General features: G+C 62.5%; 17 protein-coding genes and 1 tRNA gene. 6 read left to right on the forward strand and 12 right to left on the reverse strand.

What is annotated here, in order from left to right; genetic code table 11:
• Positions 1-102: 102 nt before the first annotated feature.
• The 8 genes from esaR to def form a co-directional block, all read right to left on the reverse strand.
• Complete coding sequence (gene esaR / locus RI103_RS18800; protein ID WP_310813393.1) at positions 103-792, reverse strand: response regulator transcription factor EsaR; 690 nt, start codon at positions 790-792, stop codon at positions 103-105.
• Positions 793-3,207 (reverse strand): PAS domain-containing sensor histidine kinase, encoded by a 2,415-nt coding sequence (locus RI103_RS18805; RefSeq protein ID WP_310813394.1) that lies wholly within the window; start codon positions 3,205-3,207, stop codon positions 793-795.
• Positions 3,197-3,796: a DUF4390 domain-containing protein gene (locus RI103_RS18810; RefSeq protein WP_011486447.1), complete on the reverse strand. Its 600-nt coding sequence runs from the start codon at positions 3,794-3,796 to the stop codon at positions 3,197-3,199. Before RI103_RS18810 ends, RI103_RS18805 begins: the two co-directional genes overlap by 11 nt.
• The gene (gene rsmB / locus RI103_RS18815) at positions 3,793-5,232 is read right to left on the reverse strand and encodes a 16S rRNA (cytosine(967)-C(5))-methyltransferase RsmB (protein WP_310813395.1); all 1,440 of its coding nucleotides are present in this window, start codon (positions 5,230-5,232) and stop codon (positions 3,793-3,795) included. Before rsmB ends, RI103_RS18810 begins: the two co-directional genes overlap by 4 nt.
• 403 nt (positions 5,233-5,635) lie before the next feature.
• Entirely contained in the window at positions 5,636-6,493 is an 858-nt protein-coding gene (gene htpX, locus RI103_RS18820; protein ID WP_310813396.1) for a zinc metalloprotease HtpX, read from the reverse strand.
• A 103-nt stretch (positions 6,494-6,596) separates the two neighbouring features.
• Entirely contained in the window at positions 6,597-7,238 is a 642-nt protein-coding gene (locus tag RI103_RS18825; protein ID WP_310813397.1) for a LysE family translocator, read from the reverse strand.
• A 114-nt stretch (positions 7,239-7,352) separates the two neighbouring features.
• Complete coding sequence (gene fmt / locus RI103_RS18830; RefSeq protein ID WP_310813398.1) at positions 7,353-8,339, reverse strand: methionyl-tRNA formyltransferase; 987 nt, start codon at positions 8,337-8,339, stop codon at positions 7,353-7,355.
• 31 nt (positions 8,340-8,370) lie between these two features.
• Entirely contained in the window at positions 8,371-8,874 is a 504-nt protein-coding gene (def, locus tag RI103_RS18835; protein WP_095417765.1) for a peptide deformylase, read from the reverse strand.
• 244 nt (positions 8,875-9,118) lie between these two features.
• Here def and dprA point away from each other — a divergent pair, with 244 nt between their 5' ends.
• The 3 genes from dprA to RI103_RS18850 all read left to right on the forward strand — a co-directional run bounded on the left by dprA (position 9,119) and on the right by RI103_RS18850 (position 13,767).
• Positions 9,119-10,393, forward strand: coding sequence for a DNA-processing protein DprA (gene dprA, locus RI103_RS18840; RefSeq protein ID WP_310813399.1), 1,275 nt, complete (start codon positions 9,119-9,121; stop codon positions 10,391-10,393).
• Positions 10,394-10,481: 88 nt separating this feature from the next.
• Complete coding sequence (locus tag RI103_RS18845; RefSeq protein ID WP_310813400.1) at positions 10,482-10,859, forward strand: thioredoxin family protein; 378 nt, start codon at positions 10,482-10,484, stop codon at positions 10,857-10,859.
• Positions 10,860-11,097: 238 nt separating this feature from the next.
• Positions 11,098-13,767 carry a DNA topoisomerase III gene (locus RI103_RS18850; protein ID WP_310813401.1) on the forward strand — a complete coding sequence of 890 codons (2,670 nt, stop codon included), beginning with the start codon at positions 11,098-11,100 and terminating at the stop codon, positions 13,765-13,767.
• Between the two features lie 154 nt (positions 13,768-13,921).
• On the opposite strand, the gene RI103_RS18855 is transcribed toward RI103_RS18850, so the two are convergent.
• A complete protein-coding gene (locus RI103_RS18855) occupies positions 13,922-15,028 on the reverse strand; it encodes a LysR family transcriptional regulator (RefSeq protein ID WP_310813402.1) in 1,107 nt (368 codons plus the stop codon).
• Positions 15,029-15,087: 59 nt separating this feature from the next.
• Here RI103_RS18855 and RI103_RS18860 point away from each other — a divergent pair, with 59 nt between their 5' ends.
• Positions 15,088-15,369, forward strand: coding sequence for a hypothetical protein (locus RI103_RS18860; RefSeq protein ID WP_310813403.1), 282 nt, complete (start codon positions 15,088-15,090; stop codon positions 15,367-15,369).
• Here the strand turns inward: RI103_RS18860 and RI103_RS18865 are convergent, their stop codons facing one another.
• Positions 15,370-17,226, reverse strand: a complete 1,857-nt coding sequence (locus RI103_RS18865; RefSeq protein WP_310813404.1) for a phosphoenolpyruvate carboxykinase (GTP) — start codon at positions 17,224-17,226, stop codon at positions 15,370-15,372. It lies immediately after the preceding gene.
• Between the two features lie 380 nt (positions 17,227-17,606).
• Here RI103_RS18865 and RI103_RS18870 point away from each other — a divergent pair, with 380 nt between their 5' ends.
• Complete coding sequence (locus RI103_RS18870) at positions 17,607-18,620, forward strand: D-2-hydroxyacid dehydrogenase family protein (RefSeq protein ID WP_310813405.1); 1,014 nt, start codon at positions 17,607-17,609, stop codon at positions 18,618-18,620.
• 86 nt (positions 18,621-18,706) lie between these two features.
• Here RI103_RS18870 and RI103_RS18875 read toward each other — a convergent pair whose 3' ends face one another.
• Both RI103_RS18875 and RI103_RS18880 read right to left on the reverse strand, forming a co-directional pair.
• Positions 18,707-19,585, reverse strand: coding sequence for a patatin-like phospholipase family protein (locus tag RI103_RS18875; protein ID WP_310813406.1), 879 nt, complete (start codon positions 19,583-19,585; stop codon positions 18,707-18,709).
• Positions 19,586-19,619: 34 nt separating this feature from the next.
• Positions 19,620-20,024, reverse strand: coding sequence for a PaaI family thioesterase (locus RI103_RS18880; RefSeq protein ID WP_310813407.1), 405 nt, complete (start codon positions 20,022-20,024; stop codon positions 19,620-19,622).
• Positions 20,025-20,227: 203 nt separating this feature from the next.
• Here RI103_RS18880 and RI103_RS18885 point away from each other — a divergent pair.
• Positions 20,228-20,303: transfer RNA gene (locus RI103_RS18885), tRNA-Lys, on the forward strand.
• Positions 20,304-20,691: the final 388 nt, after the last annotated feature.

Raw genomic sequence — 20,691 nt, forward strand, 5'->3', positions numbered from 1 at the left:
ATATCAAAGGGTCACCAGTCCGACAAGCCCCTTCTCGAAAAAATCTGCGGAGGCGAAATGCGCACATTGCGCGCCGACTTCACTTCCGCTTGTTACTCGCCTTCACTCACCTTTATTTTTGCCGAGATCGACGCCGAGCTGCTTGAGCTTGCGGTACAAGTGCGTGCGCTCCAGCCCGGTCTTCTCCGCGACGCGCGTCATGCTGCCGTTCTCACGTGCAAGGTGATATTCGAAGTACGCGCGCTCGAACGCATCGCGTGCGTCGCGCAACGGAATATCGAACGAGATCGATGCCGTTTGCGCAGCCAGCGCACCGCTACCCATGCCGTCGGTCGAGAGCATCGGCAATGCTGCCGCCGACGCTACGGCCGAAGCACTCACAGGCTGCACCGGCTTGGCCGCCGCGCCGCCCGGCGCACTGGCCGCGGTGCCGCGCGCGAGACCCTGCTCGACGGCCTTCAGCAGCTTCTGCAGCGCAATCGGCTTCTCGAGAAAATTGAGTGCGCCGATCTTGGTTGCTTCAACCGCTGTGTCGATCGTTGCGTGGCCGGACATCATGATCACCGGCATGGTCAGTTGCCCTTGCGCGGCCCATTCCTTGAGCAAGGTCACGCCGTCGGTATCGGGCATCCAGATGTCGAGCAGCACCAGGTCAGGCGCCTGGCGCAAACGGAACTCGCGCGCTTCCTGCGCGTTTTCCGCGGCCTCCACGACATGTCCTTCGTCGCTCAGGATCTCCGAGAGCAATTCCCGGATGCCCATTTCATCATCTACCACCAGGATGGTTGCCATTTACGCTGCCCTTGTCTGCACTGTTGCTTTTGTCTTTCCCTGCGACGCACCGCCGTGCGCCGGACGCGGCCCCGTTCCGGGTGTCGCGGCATCGTCTGCCAGTTGAAGGAAGAGGATCGAAATCTGCGCGCCCTCGATAACATCGCCCGCTTTCATACGATTGCGGATATCGATGCGCGCGCCGTGTTCGTCGACGATCTTTTTGACCATCGCAAGTCCCAGGCCCGTACCTTTGGCTTTGGTCGTCACGTAAGGCTCGAATGCACGTGTGAGGATACGCGCGGGGAAGCCCGGTCCGTTATCCGACACCGTCAGACGCACCGCGACGTGGACTTTGCCTTCCGCGTCGGGGTCTCCGTATTCTACTGTCCTCGTCTCGAGCAACACACGGGGATGCTCGAGGTCCGCCACCGCATCCTGCGCATTCTGCAGCAGGTTGTGAATCACCTGGCGCAACTGCGTCGCGTCGCCGCGGATCGCGGGCAATGCGGCGAGTTCGATCTGGATGGCGTCCTTGCCTTCTTCGATACCGTACAGCGTGAGCACTTCGCTGACCAGGTCGTTCAACTGCAGATGCGCAAGCACCGCCGGCGGCGTGCGCGCGTAGTCGCGGAAATTATCGACCATCTGCTTCATCGCGGCGACCTGGTTCACGATCGTGGTCGCGCCGCGCTTCAGCACATCCGCATCGGATGGCGACAGCTTGTCGGCGAGCTTCATCTGCAGACGCTCGGCCGAGAGCTGAATCGGCGTGAGCGGATTCTTGATCTCGTGCGCGAGCCGCCGCGCGACTTCGCCCCACGCGATCGAACGCTGCGCGGAGATCACGTCCGAAATATCGTCGAACACCACGACGTAGCCGGAGGTCTGCATGTCTTCCGCGTCGCGGTCCGTTGCGGAGACGAGCCGCGCGCCGCGCACGAGCAAGGTGAGCGGCTCGGTTTCGCCCGGCACCTGCACGGAAAACTGCTGCTGCCAGTGGCCGCGATCGTCGTGACCATCGCCGCTCGCCGCTTCGCGATCGGCAAACGCCTTGCGGACCATGCCGCCGAATTCACTCAGCACGCCGATCTGATCCAGCGCCGAACCCATCACCTCCTGGAACGGTTGACGGAAAATCCGCTCGGCGCCGCGATTCGCGGTGGTCAGCCTGAACTGCCGGTCGAACACGAACACGCCCGCGGTCAGGTTTGCGAGGATGCTTTCCAGATACGCCTTTGAATGCTCGAGCGCGATGCGATTGTTTTCGACGGCCGCGCGCGCTTCGGACAACTGCCGTGTCATTGCGTTGAACGACTGCGTGAGAAAGCCCAGTTCGTCGCGTGATTTGATTTCGCGCTTGGGCGTGTAGTCGCCTTCGGTAATTTCCTTGGTGCCCTGGGCCAGCAGGAACAACGGCCGCGCAAGCTGATTGCCGAGCGCGAGCGCCAGCATCATCGCGATGAACGTGGCGAGGAAGAGCGCGAGCGTCAGCGTGCCGATGTACATCTTGCGCAGGCCCGTACGGCCGAGCGCCTTCTCCTGATACTCGCGATAGGCGCGCTGCACCGCGTCGGCATTGCGCGCGAGCGAGGGCGACACTGGCTGCGTGAGTTGCAGGAAGCGTTCGGTGGGCTGCAGCAGCGACGCATTGGAGTCGGGGATGCGTTCCACCACGCGCAGCCGCAGCGCGCCTTTGCTGCCATGCGCGTGAGGATCGCCGTCCACTTCGCCTTCGATCGCCGCGTAGCCGCGGCCGCGCGCCTGATCGATCATCAGCGGCGTGGGCAAATCGTTCGGCACGAGCGTCGCGTAATTACCGGATGCCTGGGCGACCACGTGCATATCGGGCGTCGCACCTGACATGCTGCGCGTGGGTTCGACGATCGTCGCATCCTGCACGCCGAACTGATCGCGCAGACGCAGCAGCGTGAGCGTGGTGCCGGCGGCGTCCGCGCTGGCCAGTTGCTCGGACATCAACCGGCCCTTGGTCTGCAGATCGGACAGCGACGCGTCGAGCATGCCGCGCCCGAGATTCAAACCGGACGTGAGCGCTGTTTCGACATTCACGTCGAACCACGACTCGATACTGCGCGACACGAACTGATACGACACGACGTAGATGATCCCGCCCGGCACTACACCGACCAGCGCCATGAAGAACGCAAGTTTCGCCAATAGCCGCGTGCCGAACTTACCCTTTCTCAGCCGCGCGATGATGATGATGACGAGCGTCGCCACCACCAGCAAAAAGATCATCGCGACCACGAGATTGGCGGCGTAAAGCCACTGGTAATAGCGGTCGAAGAATTCGGTGTTCGCGCTCGCGGCGGCCAGCAGCACGAGCAGCAACACCGCCGTGACGGCGACTGTCGACACCAGCACGCGCACGACGATGCTGCTGACGCTGGTGGCGGCGCGCACATTATTTAGCACGTTCGGTCACCGTGAAGGTAAAGCGCTTCCATTCGGATGCGAGGTTCCAGTCGCGGTTGTTCACCGCGTCGATCTGGAACGGCTTGGGCATCAGCGCGATGTCGAGTTGCATGCGCACCGATGCGGTGTAGTTCTCCCCGGCATGCACGTCATTGCGATCGATAACGTGCCACGACGTGATGTGCTTGATCACCGCGAGCGCATCCTTGAGCGTAGTGAAGCCGAGCTGCAAACCACCGGACGACACGCTCGACACGCGATATTCGCGCGTGAGCGGCTGGAACGACAGGCGAATGCTTTGCGACACGCTCACCGGCTGCTCGTCGAACCAGTACCAGCGCGGCCGGCTCAATTCGAAGTCGGTCGTGAAATACAGCGGAATGCCTTTATTGACCGCGTCTTCGAGGTTGCTGTTCAGGTCAAAGTCGAAGCGCGCGTCGAGATTCCAGCCGGTGTTGTCGGCTTGCAGCGACGCACGCTGGACCGCGATCGAGTCAGCGTGCGCCACGCCCGGCGCAGCCAGCCATACGGCCAGCGCGATCCAGAGCACGGCAGCGAGCCGAAGCGGGAAGAAGCGTTTGATGGTCACCGTTTCTGAAAGCGCGCGTAGAAAAATCCGTCGTGGTCTGAGTTCGCGCCGGCGCTGTCTTCAGCGGGTTGTCCGGCATGAGAACCGGCCGATGTGTCGGCGGGCGCGCGAGCGACTGAAGGCAACAGTTGCCCCGGCGCGTCCAATCGTACCGCATCCTGATACTTGTTTCCAAACCACTGTGCCTGCAACTCGCCTTCTTCGGGAAAGATCGAACACGTAACGTAGAGCAACTCGCCGCCTGGTTTCACGAGCGGCCAAAGGGCGTCGAGAATGCGGCGCTGCTCGGCGACCAGCGCGGGAATGTCGGACGCGCGGCGCAGCCAGCGGATATCCGGATGGCGCCGCACGATGCCCGACGCCGAACACGGCACGTCAGCCAGAATGCGGTCGAACGGCTGGTCGATGTCGTCGTGCCATTTCGCCGGCGCGCCGGCGTCGCCGATCCGCACTTCCGCTTCGAGCTTGAGGCGTTGCAGATTTTCGCCGATACGGCGCGCCCGCGACGCGTCGCTTTCGAGCGCGACGAGTTGAAGTTTGGCAAGTTCGAGCAGATGGCCGGTCTTTCCGCCTGGCGCCGCGCATGCGTCGAGCACACGCATGCCGTCGCGCACGTCGAGTAGTGGCGCGGCGAGTTGCGCGCCGGCGTCCTGCACCGAGACGACGCCGTCGTTGAAGCCCGGAATGCGGTCAACCGGCACCGGCGTGGCGAGCTTGACGGCGTAGTCGCCCGCCTTGCTCGCGGCAATGTGATGGTTCTGCAGCACTTGCAGATAGGCGTCGACCGTCGAGCGACGCGCGTTCACACGCAGCGTCAGCGGGCCTTGCGTGTTGCCGGCGACGAGCACCGACTGCCATGCGTCGGGCCATGCGTGCTTGACCGCCTCGATCCACCATGCCGGGTAGTTCCAGCGCGCCACTTCGTCGGCTTGCGCGGCGCTCAGCAGCGCTTCGCGCTCGCGCAGGAAATTGCGCAGCACGGCGTTGACGAGGCCCTTCGCAAAGGCAAATTCACGACGTGCGCCGATCGCGCTCACCGCCTGATCGACGACTGTGAACGGCGCGTAGGCCGCATTGGTTTCGTCGTCGACGAGTAGAGCCAGTGCACAGGCAAGCACATGCCCGACGTGCGGCGGCGGCGCCTTTTTCACCAGCTTCGCAACCAGCCACTCAGCGGTCGCGAGACGCCGCATGGTGCGGTACGCGATGTCCTGCACCGCGCCACGCGCGGCGGCAGCGCTGCCCTCGGGCGCGGACACGAAGACAGATTGCAGCGCGGCCGGCAAGGCTGCGCCGAGACGCACAGCGCCGACCGCCTGGCCCGCGCAGTCGAGCGCGAATCCGAGCGATTCGGGCGCGAGATGCAGCATGGACAAACGGGATTCGCGCGGACGCGCCGATGAGGAAGCAGTTCGCGAAGAAGGCTTTGTGGTCATGAAGAAGGCTAAGGCGGGCCGCGCGGAGCGCGCGACGCAATCAGCACACATTGTAGCGTGGCGCGACGCGCGGGCCGGCGGGCAGTCTATGAGCGAGCCGATTGCGGATCAGCGACGAGCGGGAAGGTGTGGGACTGAAGAACCGGTTGCGGACCTGGCGTGGCGTCGCGCACGGGTCCGCGGGCAGTCTGAAGGCGTAGCGATTGCAAAGCCACGGCGGGCACAAAGGCCGGGATCTGAAGCGCGGGTTCACCGATCCGACGCGGACTTTTGACGCCAGTGCAGAGACTGTTTTTCTCGTGATCACGCAGCGCCATCACTCGCTCACGCTTCATTGCGCAGGAATAAAAAAGGCGAGCCCGCAGACTCGCCTTTCCTCACACCGCGCAAGCGCCGAGCGACGTTACTCGAAGCGCCCCGTACGCGCCATTTCCATCAAACGCGCGACGCGCTCCTCGGTGGCCGGATGCGTGGAGAACAGATTCGCGATGCCGCCGCCCGACAGCGGGTTCATGATCATCATTTGCGCGGTAGCCGGATGTTGCTCGGCAGTGGGAAAAGGAATCCCGCTTGCGTAACGATGGATCTTGTCGAGCGCCGAAGCGAGCGCTTGCGGGTCGCCGGAAATCTGCGCGCCGCCGCGGTCCGCTTCGAATTCACGCGCACGCGAAATCGCCATCTGGATCAAGGCACCGGCAATCGGCGCCAGCAGCGCAACCGCGATGCCCGCGATCGGGTTCGTGGGACGGCCGTTTTCGTCGCGGCTGCCGAAGAACATCGCGAAGTTCGCCAGCGCGGAGATAGCGCCAGCCATGGTGGCCGAAACGGTCGAGATCAGAATGTCGCGATGCTTAACGTGCGCGAGTTCGTGCGCCATGACCCCGCGCATTTCGCGCTCGGATAGCACGCGCAGAATGCCAGTGGTAGCGGCAACCGCCGCATGCTCCGGATTGCGGCCGGTGGCGAACGCGTTCGGCGCGTCTTCATTGATCAGGTAGACCCGCGGCATGGGCAGGCCGGCGCGCGTGGAGAGCTCACGCACCATGCGATAGAACTGCGGCGCACTGGTTTCGTCGACTTCCTGCGCGTTGTACATACGCAGGACCATCTTGTCCGAGAACCAGTACGAAAAGAAATTCATCCCAAGGGCGATCACGAGCGCGATCGTCATGCCGCGCGACCCGCCGATCATCCCGCCGATCACGATGAAAAGGGCCGTGATCGCGGCCATCAACATCGCGGTTTTGACCCAATTGAACATGTCTGCAACTCCTTGCCCTAACGCGGGTTCATATCTGCGCCGCGTGATCGCGGCGCCTGATTGTAAGCGAAATGTTAGATATGGACGCGTTGGGAAAATTCAATCATCTTGATGCGGTGGCGAGCTTGAGACCCAAGCCGACGAAAGCGCTGCCGACACCGCGATCCAGCCACTTCTTCACCGACGGCTGGCCGGAGAAGCGCCGTGTCACACTGCCCGCGATCCACGCGACAAAACTGTTCCAAAGCATGCTCATCACGACGAACACCGCGCCGAGCGTGAGGAAGGCGAGCGCTTTGTGATTGCTGCCGGTCGTCACGAATTGCGGGAAGAACGACACGAAAAACAGCACCACCTTGGGATTCAGCACGTTGGTCCAGAAGCCTTGCAGGAAAAGCTGGCGCAGCGATTTAGGCGCGCCGGCCGCGCGCGCTTCGCCCGCAGCCTGGTCGGCGGCCGGCTTGGCCAGGAGCAGGCGCACGCCGAGATACATCAGATAAATCGCGCCGACGAACTTGATAATCGTGAACGCGGTGGCGGAGGCGGCCAGCAGCGCGGTCAAGCCGAATGCGCAGGCCAGCGAGTGAACGCAGCAGCCGGCGGAAATGCCGAGCGCCGACATGAGACCCGCGCCACGGCCTTGAGCGACGCTGCGCCCGACGATATACGCCGTGTCGGGACCGGGCGTCACGTTCAGAAGAAAGACCGCGACGACGAAAAATTCGAATTGGGTGATGCCGAACATGGGAATCCTCAAAATCCAGGCTGTTGCATGGAGGATTCTAACGCGCGGCGGGCCTTTCCAGAGGGGTCTTGAACATCGGCCGAATGGACGATGTTCAGGTCATGCGCAACGGTATTACTTTGCTTCGGGCAGTTGAAAGCGCTGTCCCACAGCCAGCGTCGAGCCGGCCAGAAATTCGCGCACCGGCAGGCGTTTGCCGCCGGGTTTCTGCAATTGCGTGAGACGCAGCGCGCCTTCGCCACAGGCGACGACCACGCCTTCGGCTGAGACGTCGGTGATCGTGCCCGATGCGCCGTTGGCCTGCGCGTCAGCGGGAACCGCGGCCCAGATTTTGATCGACGTGCCGTCTTCAAGCGTGCCCACGCCGCCAGGAAACGGGTCGAACGCCCGCACCTGGCGCGCAAGCACCGCCGCCGGGCGGCGCCAGTCGAGCGCGGCTTCGTGCTTGCCGATCTTTTCCGCGTAGGTCACGCCGTCCGCGGGTTGCGGCGTTGCCGCCAGTTTGCCGCTGCGCTCGAGTTCGATCAGCGCTTCGACGATCAGCTTCGCGCCGTCTTGCGCGAGACGGTCGTGCAACGTGGCCGTCGTGTCGTCGGCGGAAATCGCGGTGCGCGCTTCGGAAATCATCGCGCCCGTGTCGAGGCCGACGTCCATCTGCATTAGCGTGATGCCGGTTTCGGCGTCGCCCGCTTCGATCGCGCGATGAATCGGCGCCGCGCCGCGCCAGCGCGGCAACAACGACGCGTGAATGTTGATGCAGCCGAGCGGCGCAATATCGAGCACTTCCTGCGGCAGGATCAGGCCGTAGGCGGCCACCACCATGACGTCGTGCGGCGTGGCGCGCAGTTGATCGATTGCGGCGGCGGCTTCGTCCGGATATTTGCCGGCGCGGCGCAGCGAAGGCGGCTGGGCGACGGCCAGTCCGTGCTCCTGCGCGTAGCGCTTGACCGGGCTCGCCTGCACTTTCATTCCGCGCCCGGCGGGCCGGTCCGGCTGGGTCAGCACGAGCGGCACCGGGAAACCGGCGCCGTGAATCGCGGCCAGCGCGGCCGCGGCGAACTCCGGCGTACCGGCAAAGATGACGCGCAACGAATGACTCATGAACGGGGGCGGTAGGCGAGGTGAACGCGCATTACATTGCGTGGGCGAGCTTCTTCATCTTGCTCTTGATGCGCGTCTGCTTCAGCGAAGACAGGTATTCGACGAACACGCGGCCCATCAGGTGATCCATTTCATGCTGGATGCACACTGCGAGCAGGCCTTCACAGTCCATCTCGAAGGTTTCGCCCTTCTCGTTGAGCGCCCGCACGCGCACTTTCTCGGCGCGCTCGACATTGTCGTAAATGCCCGGCACCGAGAGACAGCCCTCTTCCGACAGCTTCCGTTCGTCGCTCGACCAGATGATTTCGGGGTTGATGAAGGCAAGCAGTTCGTTGTGGTCGTCCGACACGTCGATCACGATCACGCGCTCATGCACGTCCACCTGGGTCGCGGCAAGGCCGACGCCGGGCGCGGCGTACATGGTTTCGGCCATGTCCTTGACGAGGCGGCGGATGCGGTCGTTGACCGCTTCGACCGGCTTCGCGATCTTGTGCAGCCGTTTGTCCGGGTAATTGAGGATATTCAGTAAAGCCATGATCTTGAGTGTGATTTTCAGTCGCCGCTGACCGGTGGAAGCCTCGCGTTGGCCGTTTGGCCAGGTTGTGGGCTTGCCGCGTTGCGCACAGGATAGCTGGTGTCGAACCGGTTCGATTCAACGCGCCACGTGCGCTAAACGACGAGCCCGCGCGGGTGGGCGCGGCGCTGCAGTTATTTCGGATGATGAAAATTTTAGCATGGCGCCCGCCTGCCCGCTGGCCCTACAGGAGGATCGACACGCAATGCACACCTTGCCTGCAACCGATATTGAACTCGCCGCATGGCTGCGGCTTGCGCTCGCGCCCGGGCTGAAGCCCGCAGCGCTGCGCTTGCTGCTGGGCGCTTTCGGACTGCCGGAAGCGATCTTCGCTCAAACGCCTGAGGCGCTCGCCGAGGTTGCCGGCGAGGCCGCGGCACGCGCGGCGCTGGCGCCCACGGGCCCCGAATTCGGCGCCCAACTGGACGCGGTGATAGCGTGGCGCGAGCAACCCGGCAACCAGGTCGTGACGCTCGACGACCCCGCTTACCCGCCAGCGCTGTTGACCATGCCCGATCCACCGCCGCTGCTATATATAAAGGGCCGGTTGAATCTGCTGCATACGCGAGCGGTCGCTCTCGTGGGGAGCCGGAGCGCCACAGCGCAAGGTGTCGAAGACGCGGAGCGTTTCGCGCGGGAGTTGTCGGTGGCCGGCGTCACTGTCGTCTCGGGGCTTGCGCTCGGCATCGACGGCGCCGCGCATCGGGGTGGCCTGGAAGGCGTCGGCGGGACCGTCGCCGTCATCGGTACCGGCGCGGACCTCGTGTATCCGGCCGCGCATCATGCGCTGGCGCGGCAGATCGCAGTGCAGGGTGCGATTCTCTCCGAGTGGCCGCTCGGCACGCCCGCGCGTGCCGCCAATTTCCCGCAGCGTAACCGGCTGATCGCCGGGCTCGTCAGCGGTGTGGTGATCGTCGAAGCTGCGATGCGCTCCGGTTCGCTGATCACGGCGCGGCTCGCCAATGAGATGGGACGCGACATCTTCGCATTGCCCGGCTCGATTCACGCACCGCTGTCGCGCGGGTGTCATCGGATCATCAAGCAAGGCGCGAAGCTGGTGGAAACGCCGGACGAGGTGCTGGAGGAGTTGGGCTTTGCACGACGGGCAGCCCCGCGAGCGGCCTCGAGTTCGGCGCATGCCGTTCTTTGGGGCGGTGCCGGGTCAAGGACTACGACGGCAGCTAGCGGTGCGGCGAAGGATCGGCCGGAGTTGGCGGCGGCGCAGACGGCCGCAGCATCGCCGACCGATTCAGCGGCAACTGCAGCGACGCCGGTCGCCGTAGCGCCTTGCCCACCGGTCAATCCCGAAGCACAGCGCCTCCTCGCCGCGCTCGGCCATTCGCCCACCACGCTTGAAATTCTCGCCACCCGCACCGAGATGCAGGACGCGGCCCTGCAAACCGTCTTGCTGCAACTCGAACTCGCCGGCCAGGTGACCATGCTGCCCGGCGGCCGTTTCATGCGGGCGAGCCACGGCTGACCCCGCATTGATCAGAGTTGACCACCATTCGGGATCGGCCATGCTACATTCGCGCCAAAGCACCTGACAAAAGTACGCAAGGAACAACATGCCCGCGCTAAACCTCGACACCGACCCGGACCGGATCGCCAAGCGCGTCAACGAACCCGAGACGCTGTTCGTTGCCTGCCTGTGCGCGGAATGGTGCGGAACCTGCCGTGAGTACCGGGAGGCTTTTGACAAGCTGGCCGACCGGCACCCGGAAATCTGTTTCGCATGGATCGATATAGAGACACATGCGGACCGGTTCGAAGATCTGGATGTGGAGAATTTTCCGACCATACTGATCGAAGATTCAGTTACGACGCGGTTTTTCGGCACCGTCTTGCCGCAGGCGGCGATTGTGGAACGGATGTTGTCTGATCTGACGGCCGTGCCCGGTGTCAGCGGCGCGCCGAAACTGCGCCCCGCGCTGACTGTCGTCTGACCAGGACCGTCGGCCTGCGAGCCCGGCGGCCAGGGCGTTGCGAGCGATGCAACAGGCGTTTGCCGCAGCTTGCTCAATGCCAGAGCACGCAATTATGATGGCGCGCTTTAATGGCACTTGACACGCCGGTTTCGCGCCGTGTGCTATAAAGCGGTCGTCAATGGGTCGCAAACGAGGGTCGCGCTAATCAAGCGCACTCACGGCCATCAACCCGGATCTACCAACCTCACATCGAGTCATGTCCAAAGCACTGATCATCGCCGAAAAGCCTTCCGTCGCGAACGACATCGCGCGCGCTTTGGGCGGCTTTACCAAGCATGACGAATACTACGAAAGCGACGATTACGTCCTTTCCTCGGCAGTCGGCCACCTGCTGGAAATTGCCGCGCCCGAAGACTATGAAGTCAAACGCGGCAAGTGGAGTTTCGCCAATCTGCCCGTCATTCCGCCACACTTCGATCTCAATCCGATCGCCAAGAGCGAGTCGCGCCTGAAGGTGTTGACCAAGTTGCTCAAGCGCAAAGACGTCGACCGTCTGATCAACGCATGTGACGCGGGGCGCGAAGGCGAGCTGATTTTCCGTCTGATCGCGCAGCACGCGAAAGCCAAGCAGCCGGTCCAGCGCCTGTGGCTGCAATCCATGACGGCGGGCGCGATCCGCGACGGCTTCGCCCGTTTGCGCAGCGACGAAGAGATGCAGCCGCTCGCCGACGCGGCGCGCTGCCGCTCGGAAGCGGACTGGCTGGTCGGCATCAACGGCACGCGGGCCATGACCGCGTTCAACAGCAAGGGCGGCGGCTTCTTCCTGACTACGGTCGGGCGAGTGCAAACCCCGACGCTGTCGATCGTGGTCGAGCGCGAAGAAAAAATTCGCCGCTTCGTGCCGCGCGACTATTGGGAAGTGAAGGCGGAGTTCGTCTGCGCGGCCGGTTTCTACGAAGGCCGCTGGTTCGATCCGAAATTCAAGCGCGACGAGTTCGATCCGGAAAAACGCGATTCGCGTCTGTGGGCACTGCCCGCTGCCGAAACGATCGTCGCCGCCTGCCGTGGCCAGATCGGCACGGTGACGGAAGAATCGAAGCCGTCCACGCAACTCTCGCCGGCCCTGTTCGACCTGACCAGCTTGCAGCGCGAGGCCAACGGCCGCTTCGGCTTCTCGGCGAAGAACACCTTGGGCCTCGCTCAGGCGTTGTACGAAAAGCACAAGGTGCTGACCTATCCCCGGACCGACGCTCGCGCGCTGCCGGAAGACTATATGGATACGGTCAAGCAGACGCTCGGCATGCTCAAGGAGAGCAACAACTATCTGCCGTATGCCAAGCAGGTGCTCGACAAGGGCTGGGTGAAGCCGAACAAGCGCATCTTCGACAACTCGAAGATCAGCGACCACTTCGCAATCATCCCGACGCTGCAAGCGCCGAAGAATCTGTCCGAACCGGAACAGAAACTCTACGACCTCGTCGTGAAGCGCTTCCTCGCGGTGTTTTTCCCGGCCGCCGAATACAAGGTAACGACGCGGATCACGCAAGTGGTCGGCCATCACTTCAAGACCGAAGGCAAGGTGCTGGTCGAACCGGGCTGGTTGCAGATCTACGGACGCGAAATTAGCGGCGAAGACGCGAACCTCGTGCCGGTGCAGAAGGACGAGAAGGTCAAGACGGACAAGATCGCCGCCCAGCAACTGGTGACGAAGCCGCCCGCACGCTACAACGAAGCTACCTTGTTGTCGGCCATGGAAGGCGCGGGCAAGCTCGTCGAAGACGACGAGTTGCGCGAAGCCATGGCGGCCAAGGGGCTCGGCACGCCGGCCACGCGCGCGGCGATCATCGAAGGTCTGCTCGGTGAAAAGTATCTGATTCGCGAAGGCCGCGATCTGATTCCAACCGCCAAGGCTTTCCAGCTCATGACGCTGCTGCGCGGTCTCGGCGTGAAGGAACTGACGGCGCCCGAATTGACCGGCGAGTGGGAATACAAGCTCTCGCAGATGGAACGCGGCAACCTGCCGCGCGACGCGTTCATGCAGGAAATCGCCCGCATGACGCAGACCATCGTCAAGCGCGCGAAAGAGTACGATTCCGACACGATCCCGGGCGATTACGCGACGTTGCAGACGCCGTGTCCGAATTGCGGCGGTCAGGTGAAGGAGAACTACCGGCGCTTTGCGTGTTCGAAATGCGAGTTCTCCATTTCGAAAATTCCGGGCGGACGTCAGTTCGAAATTCCAGAAGTCGAAGAGCTGCTGCAGAACAAGACGATCGGGCCGCTGTCCGGTTTCCGCAGCAAGATGGGCCGGCCGTTCTCGGCGATCCTGAAGCTCTCGCTCGACGACGAAATCAAGAATTACAAGCTCGAATTCGACTTTGGCCAGGATGCGGGCGGCGAAGACGGCGAACCGCCTGACTTCTCCGATCAGCAATCGGTCGGCGCGTGCCCGAAGTGCAAGGGCCGCGTGTTCGAGCACGGCATGAGTTACGTCTGCGAGAATTCGGTCGCGAACCCGAAGACTTGCGACTTCCGCTCCGGCAAGGTGATCCTGCAGCAGGAAATCGCCCGTGAACAGATGGCCAAGCTGCTCGAAGAAGGCCGCACGGATCTGCTGACGAACTTCAAGTCGTCGCGTACCGGCCGTAACTTCAAGGCGTTCCTCGTCAAGCAGAACGACGGCAAGATCGGCTTCGAGTTCGAGAAGAAGGAGCCATCGGCGAAGACTGCCGCGAAGACCGCGGCGGCCAAGTCGGCTGCCAAGGCTGCGGCGGAATCGGAGTCCGAGGACGAGGAAGCACAGGTGGCGGTGAAGGCCGCGCCGGCGGCCAAGAAGGCGGCCGCGAAAAAAGCACCGGCGACCAAGACTGCGGCGGCCAAGAAAGCGCCGGCCAAAAAAGCGGTGGCGCGCAAGACCGGCTCTTGATTCGAACAAGGGGGCCGGAAGAAGAGTCGCTTCCGTCCCCCGCCATCTGGGCTTGTCGTGAAAAAAGGCGCGATCACATCAAGTGATCGCGCCTTTTTGTTTGTCCGCCGGAAAGCGCCTATAGGCGGCTCCGCCGGCTTGATTGATCCAACACTTACAGGGGCGACAAAGCGGTGAGCCGAGGAGTGCGAGGCGTCGTCTTGGCCAGCGTCTTCGGCAGCGGCGACAACTCGCTGTCCAACAGGCGCGAGAGCGGCTCAGCGCCGTCGAACGCTTCCGGCGGCATGGGATCCGCGGAATCGAGCGTCGTCGTCATAGGGACGCGGCCGAGGCCGTCTTCCTTGATCCACTGTTCACCCAGCAGGCTGTTCGGCGTCTGGCTGAAATGCTCAACCAGATGGTCGATGAACGTCCGCACCTTAGCCGGCAAGTGACGGCGACTCGGATACGCAATGTTGATCTCGACCTGTGGCAGCCGGTAATCGCCGAGCAGACGCACGAGCCTGCCGCGCGTCATGTCGCGGCCGATCAGATAGCTCGGCAGGATCGCGATGCCCATGCCGAGCAACGCAAACTGACGCAGCATTTCCGTGTTGTTCGCGACGATCACGTTCGACGGGCGTACACGCACTTCGCCTTCCGGACCGGTGAATACGCGCTCGTCTCCCCAGTACTCAGAGGGCAGGCTCAGGCACGGATGCTCGAGCAAATGCTCCGGACGCGTTGGCATGCCGTGCTTTTCCAGATAAGCCGGCGTGGCGCACACCGTCATGCAACCGGTGGTAAGACGCCGCGTGACGATGCTGGCGCTGCGCATTTGCCGCGCGATCACCACGCCCACGTCGAAGCCCTCTTCGACCAGATCGACCTGGCGGTCGACCAGCGTGACGTCGGGAATGACTTTCGGATAGCGCTCCGCGTACGTCTGGAGCACGGGCGCCAGATTGTGCAGCCCGAACACGACCGGCGCGACGATTCGCAACGTGCCGACAGGCTCGTGATTGCGCGCGACCACCATTTGCTCGACGTCTTCCAGTTCGTCGAGAATCTGGCGCGCGCGCTCGAGATAAACCTGGCCTGATTCGGTCAGAGACAAGCTGCGGGTGGTGCGATTGAGCAGCCGCGTACCTAGACGGCCTTCGAGGTCGGCAACGTGACGGGTGGCAACTGCGTTGGAAATATCCATCGCGCTCGCAGCGCGGGCGAAACTGCCGAGATCCGCCACTTTGACGAAAACTCGCATCGACTGCAAATGATCCATAAGACAACTCCTGCCGTGTTACTGCTTCCTGACAATTAGTGAAAACCAGTGAAGCGAACTTGGAATTCTCCTACGACTCGCGAAATCGTGCAGAAGTTGCCCGCGAAAGCGGAAATATTGTCGATATTCGTGCCACTGTGCTTCCTAATGCGGGGCGTGATCATCGATTGTTCCTTAAAGGGAAACAATCTGCTGCAGTGCAGCTTGAACTGTCTTTTTTGTTCGAACAGACGCAGTGGTCGTCCGGGCGTTGCGGAATCGAAAAAATAGCCATGTGGGGCGGGATCACAAACGAAAAAACCGCCCGAAGGCGGTTTCATCCGAAGTGGATACTCACGTGATCAGGCGGCGAGTTTCCCTTCGAGTGCGCGTTTAGCCTCGGTCAGCGCTGGCGGCAGGCCTTGCTGCAATGTGTCAAACAGCTCGGCGTGCAGCGCGAGTTCTGCGCGCCAGGCCGCGTCGTCGACGGAAATGACCTGTTCGAACTGCTCGCGGCTGAAATCCAGCCCGCTCCAGTCGATGTCCTCATAGTGCGGCGACACGCCGAAAGCGTGTTCCTCACCTTGAGCCGAGCCTTCGATCCGGCCGACCATCCAGCTCAACACCCGCATGTTCTCGCCAAAGCCCGGCCACACGAATTTGCCGTCCGCGCCCTTGCGGAACCAGTTCACGCAGAAGATTTTCGGCAGCTTCGCGTTCAGTTGCTCCAGACGCTCGCCGGTCTTCAGCCAGTGACCGAAGTAGTCGCTCATGTTGTAGCCGCAGAACGGCAGCATCGCGAACGGGTCGCGACGCACCACGCCCTGCTGGCCAGCTGCCGCGGCCGTCGTTTCGGAGCCCATGGTCGCCGCCATGTAGACGCCTTCCACCCAGTTGCGCGCTTCGGTGACGAGCGGCACGGTGGTGGAGCGGCGTCCGCCGAAGATAAACGCCTCGATCGCGACGCCCGCCGGATTTTCCCAGTCGGGGTCAATGGACGGGCATTGCGAGGCCGGTGCCGTAAAGCGGGCGTTCGGGTGTGCCGCCTTGCGGCCGCTCTCCTTCGCGCTGGCCGGGGTCCAGTCCTTGCCTTGCCAGTCGATCAGGTGCGCGGGCGGTTCGTCCGTCATGCCTTCCCACCAGACGTCGCCGTCGTCGGTTAGCGCGACGTTCGTGAAGATCACGTTTTCCTTCAACGTGGCCATGGCGTTGAAGTTGGTCTTTTCGCTCGTGCCCGGCGCCACGCCGAAGTAGCCAGCTTCCGGATTGATTGCGTAGAGGCGGCCGTCCTTGCCAGGTTTGATCCAGGCGATATCGTCGCCGATCGTGGAGATTTTCCAGCCGTTCAGGCCTTCCGGCGGGATCAGCATCGCGAAGTTGGTCTTGCCGCACGCCGACGGAAACGCCGCCGCGACATGATGCTTGCGTCCTTCCGGCGAGGTCACACCGAGAATCAGCATGTGCTCGGCAAGCCAGCCTTCGTCGCGGCCCATGGTCGAGGCGATGCGCAGCGCGAAGCACTTCTTGCCAAGCAGCGCATTGCCGCCGTAGCCCGAGCCGTAGCTCCAGATCTCGCGCGATTCAGGGAAATGGACGATGTATTTGGTTTCGTTGCACGGCCACGCCACGTCTTTCGCGCCGGCCTCGAGTGGCGCGCCGACCGAATGGACGCACGGCACGAACTTGCCGTCTTCGCCCAGCACGTCGTACACCTTGCGGCCCATGCGCGTCATGATGCGCATGTTGGTGACCACGTACGGGCTGTCGCTCAGCTCGACGCCAATGTGCGCGATCGGTGAACCGAGCGGGCCCATTGAAAATGGCACCACGTACATGGTGCGCCCGCGCATGGCGCCTTCGAACAGGCCGTCGAGCGTGGAGCGCATTTCGGCCGGAGCGATCCAGTTATTGGTCGGACCCGCGTCTTCACGGCGCTGCGAGCAGATGAAAGTGCGATCTTCGACGCGCGCCACGTCAGACGGGTCGGACCATGCGAGATAAGAATTGGGACGTTTTGCGGGATTGAGCTTCTTGAGGGTGCCTGCTTCGACCATCTGCGCGCAAAGCCGGTCGTATTCCTCCTGCGAGCCGTCGCACCAGACGATCCGATCCGGCTTGGTCTTCGCGGCAATGCGCTGGACCCAGTCGAGTAGCTTTCGGTGTTTGACCCACGCGGGCGCCTCGATAGTGGGCTGTCCTTCGAATGAGGGGTGGTTCATCGACTTGTCTCCGTTTTGAATTGAAAAGCAATAGAAAAACGGTACAAACCCAGAGACGCTGCATGCGAGAGGCATTCAATTCTTCATGCCGGTTTCTGCCACCCGACGCATAATTGTGCAGGTCGTTCCGGGCTACACAGCCTGTTGAGCGGAGTCGCCAGCCGACGGGGCTTCTGCAACCGTCTGTAAAGCGGCTTGCCTCAACACGCAACAAACTGTTAAAAACGATGTCAATCGGCCTTACCGTGGCGCTGCCATTCTGTGCGGTAGCTACTACGGTAAGGCATTCAGCCAGACCGGCGTGTGACCTAGGTCACATGTGGGACAGTCAGCATAACAATCCGTTCCGCACCACCAAGGTGCGTCGCAAAACACATACCATGAAGATTGCCATCCTCGACGATTATCAGGACGCCGTTCGCAAGCTCGACTGCTTTCAATTGCTGGCCGACCATGAGGTCAAGGTTTTCAACAACACCGTCCGCGGTCTCGGCCAGTTGGCAAGCCGCCTTTCCGAAGTCGACGCCCTCGTCCTGATTCGTGAACGGACCCGCATCAGCTCACAACTGCTCGATAAGTTGCCGCATTTGCGCATGATCAGCCAAACGGGCAAAGTCTCCAGCCACATCGATCTGAACGCCTGTACCGAGCGCGGCATTGCCGTGCTGGAAGGCACCGGCTCGCCGTTCGCGCCTGCCGAATTGACGTGGGCTCTCATCATGGCGGCCCAACGCCGGATTCCGCAATACGTAGCAAACCTTAAGCAAGGAGCCTGGCAGCAGTCCGGCCTGAAGACATCGGCGCTGCCGCCGAACTTCGGTTTGGGCCAGGTATTGCGTGGCCAGACGCTGGGGATCTGGGGTTACGGCAAGATCGGCCGGCTGGTGGCCGGTTACGGCAAGGCGTTCGGCATGAACGTGCTGATCTGGGGCCGGGAGCATTCGCGCGAAGCCGCTCGCGCTGACGGTTACGGCGTGGCGGAGAGCCGCGAGGCGCTGTTCGAGCAGAGCGACGTGCTGTCATTGCACTTGCGCATGCACGACGACACGCGCGGCATCGTCAAACAGGAAGATCTGATGCGGATGAAGCCGACCGCGCTACTCGTCAATACGAGCCGGGCTGAATTGCTCGACGACAACGCGCTAGTGAATGCGTTGTCGCACAACCGTCCGGGGATGGTCGCCATCGACGTCTACGAAAGCGAGCCGATTCTGCAGGGCTACAGCCTGCTGCGCATGGAAAACGTGATCTGCACGCCGCACATCGGCTATGTGGAACGCGAAAGCTACGAGCAGTATTTCACGGCGGCATTCAAAAACATTCTGGCTTTCGACGCTGGCGACACAAGCAGCGTAGCGAATCCTGAAGCTTTGCAGGGCGGCCGTCGGCGTTAAAAACCGCCAGGCCTTTTCCGGCGAGCGCCGAGCGGATTCGTGCGACGTGGTTGTCGCCGTTTAAGCTCGCGCCGCCGGCGCTCAACTCACCGCGCCATTTCGTGCGCGCCGGCTTCCAGCAGATCGGGCATGCGTTCGAGGAAGGTCTCGCCATCGGCGCGGCCGAGGTTGTACGCATGCACCATCTGCGAGGGACTCGTGTAATCCCAACTGGAAATCGGCACCTTGCGCGACGGCTGCACATAGAGCCGTTGCTGCACGCCGTGCGGCACGACGAACATCTGCGGCCGCGGATAAAGGCGTGTGACCATCACCAGCACGTTGCCAGGCGCCTCGGCGTCGAGCGCGCCGACCGGCACGTTGTCGACCATCCCGCCGTCCAGCACCGGCCGGCCGTTGCGTCGCAGAACCGGCGTGAAAGGCGGCGTACTCGATGATTGCAGGATCAGATCCGCGAGATCTTCGACGCTCGCGCAGTCCTGCGCGCGCACGAATTCCGGATGAAAGCCGAGCGTCTGACCGAGCGTCGGGTGCAACGTCTTGCGCACGTATTTTTCGATGTTGTACGCGATCAAGCCAGCCGCCACCGCGCTGCGCGCGCCGAGCCAGCGCGGCAGATGCGACACGCCGATGCGGATTTCCGGCGCATCGGCGAGCGTCGAAAACTTTTCTCCGTAAATATCGAGCAGCGCCTGGCGGTAGATGCGGTAGTGCGGAAACACCGACTCGCCGCGCAGCAGATTGCCCCAATAGGCGTTGCGGGTGTTGTGGCGCAGCGCGTTTTCGTAATAGCGCATGACCCAGTCGGAATCGCGCGTGTAGAGCATGCACGCAGTGGCGGCGCCGGCCGAAATACCGGTGATGACACGCGGCCGGATCCGCAGCTCCGGCTGAGTCACGTCCCAGAAACCCGCCTGCCACCAGCAGCGATTGCCGCCGCCGGCGAATACGACCTGATCGAACATCCTGGTTTTTCCTCTTATGCGGCTCTCTGGCGCTTTAATCGAGCAGTGCGTAGGTGGTGGTGGCGTGGACCGCCATGTTGCCGGATTCGTCGAATAATTCGACTTCGCCGAACACAAGATTGCGACCCATGCGCAGCACTCGGGCGGTGATGAGCACGTCGCCCTTACGCACCGCGCGCATGAAGTTGATGTTGAGCGAGACGGTGGTCATCGGCTTGAAACCGCCGAGCGCGGCCGAAATGGCGACGATCATCGCCGTGTCCGCCGCGGCCATGAACACCTGGCCGCAGATCACGCCGCCCGCATGACGCAGGCCGCCCGAAAACGGCAGGCGTAGCGTGGCGCCTTCCTCATCGACCTTGACCGGCGTCAGCGTAAGCGCACGGACCCAGGGCGCGAGGATGCGGTCGAGCAGCTCGATAATCTCTTTGTCATCCATGACGATCCCCGGTCGAAAGCCGCGCGAGGCTTCGTGCGGCAACCTGTCCGCGACATGATACCGGGACGATGCAGCCAGCGCCTTTTTCACGATAGCGCAGCCATAGCGAAATGCCTCTGGGCCGCGGAGGCAAATATTTTTAAGAAATCTGCTAAAGAGACTTGGCAAGCTCGAAAAATTTCTGCATAATTTCGCTTCTGTTGGGGGCGTTAGCTCAGTTGGTAGAGCAGCGGACTCTTAATCCGTAGGTCGAGTGTTCGAGTCACTCACGCCCCACCAAGAAATTCAAAGGGTTACAAGCAAATCGCTTGTAACCCTTTTTCGTTTTCCGGCTCCATGTTAACCACCGTGTAACCCAATCGCGCCAATACATGGCGAGCCTCCATGGCGCTCTGAGCATCACAAATAACCTAACCTGCTGGGAACGAGCGCCACGCCCCGCGCGCCAGAATCTCAAGCCGCCCAGCTTGACTGGCAACCTGCTCAAGTTGGACGACCACACGTTCTTGCGCCGCCCGCTGCGACGGTAGCCCATTCTCCGGGACTCTTCATAAGAGCCACTTAGCCTGGTCACGCGCCACACGCGGTTTTCTCCCATCCGTACCGACGACTCTAAATTTTTCAGATTACGTTCCGTTATACGACGATAGGCCGTTGAAACACGACG

This window comes from Paraburkholderia sp. FT54, assembly GCF_031585635.1.
In the GTDB taxonomy this organism is placed as follows: domain Bacteria; phylum Pseudomonadota; class Gammaproteobacteria; order Burkholderiales; family Burkholderiaceae; genus Paraburkholderia.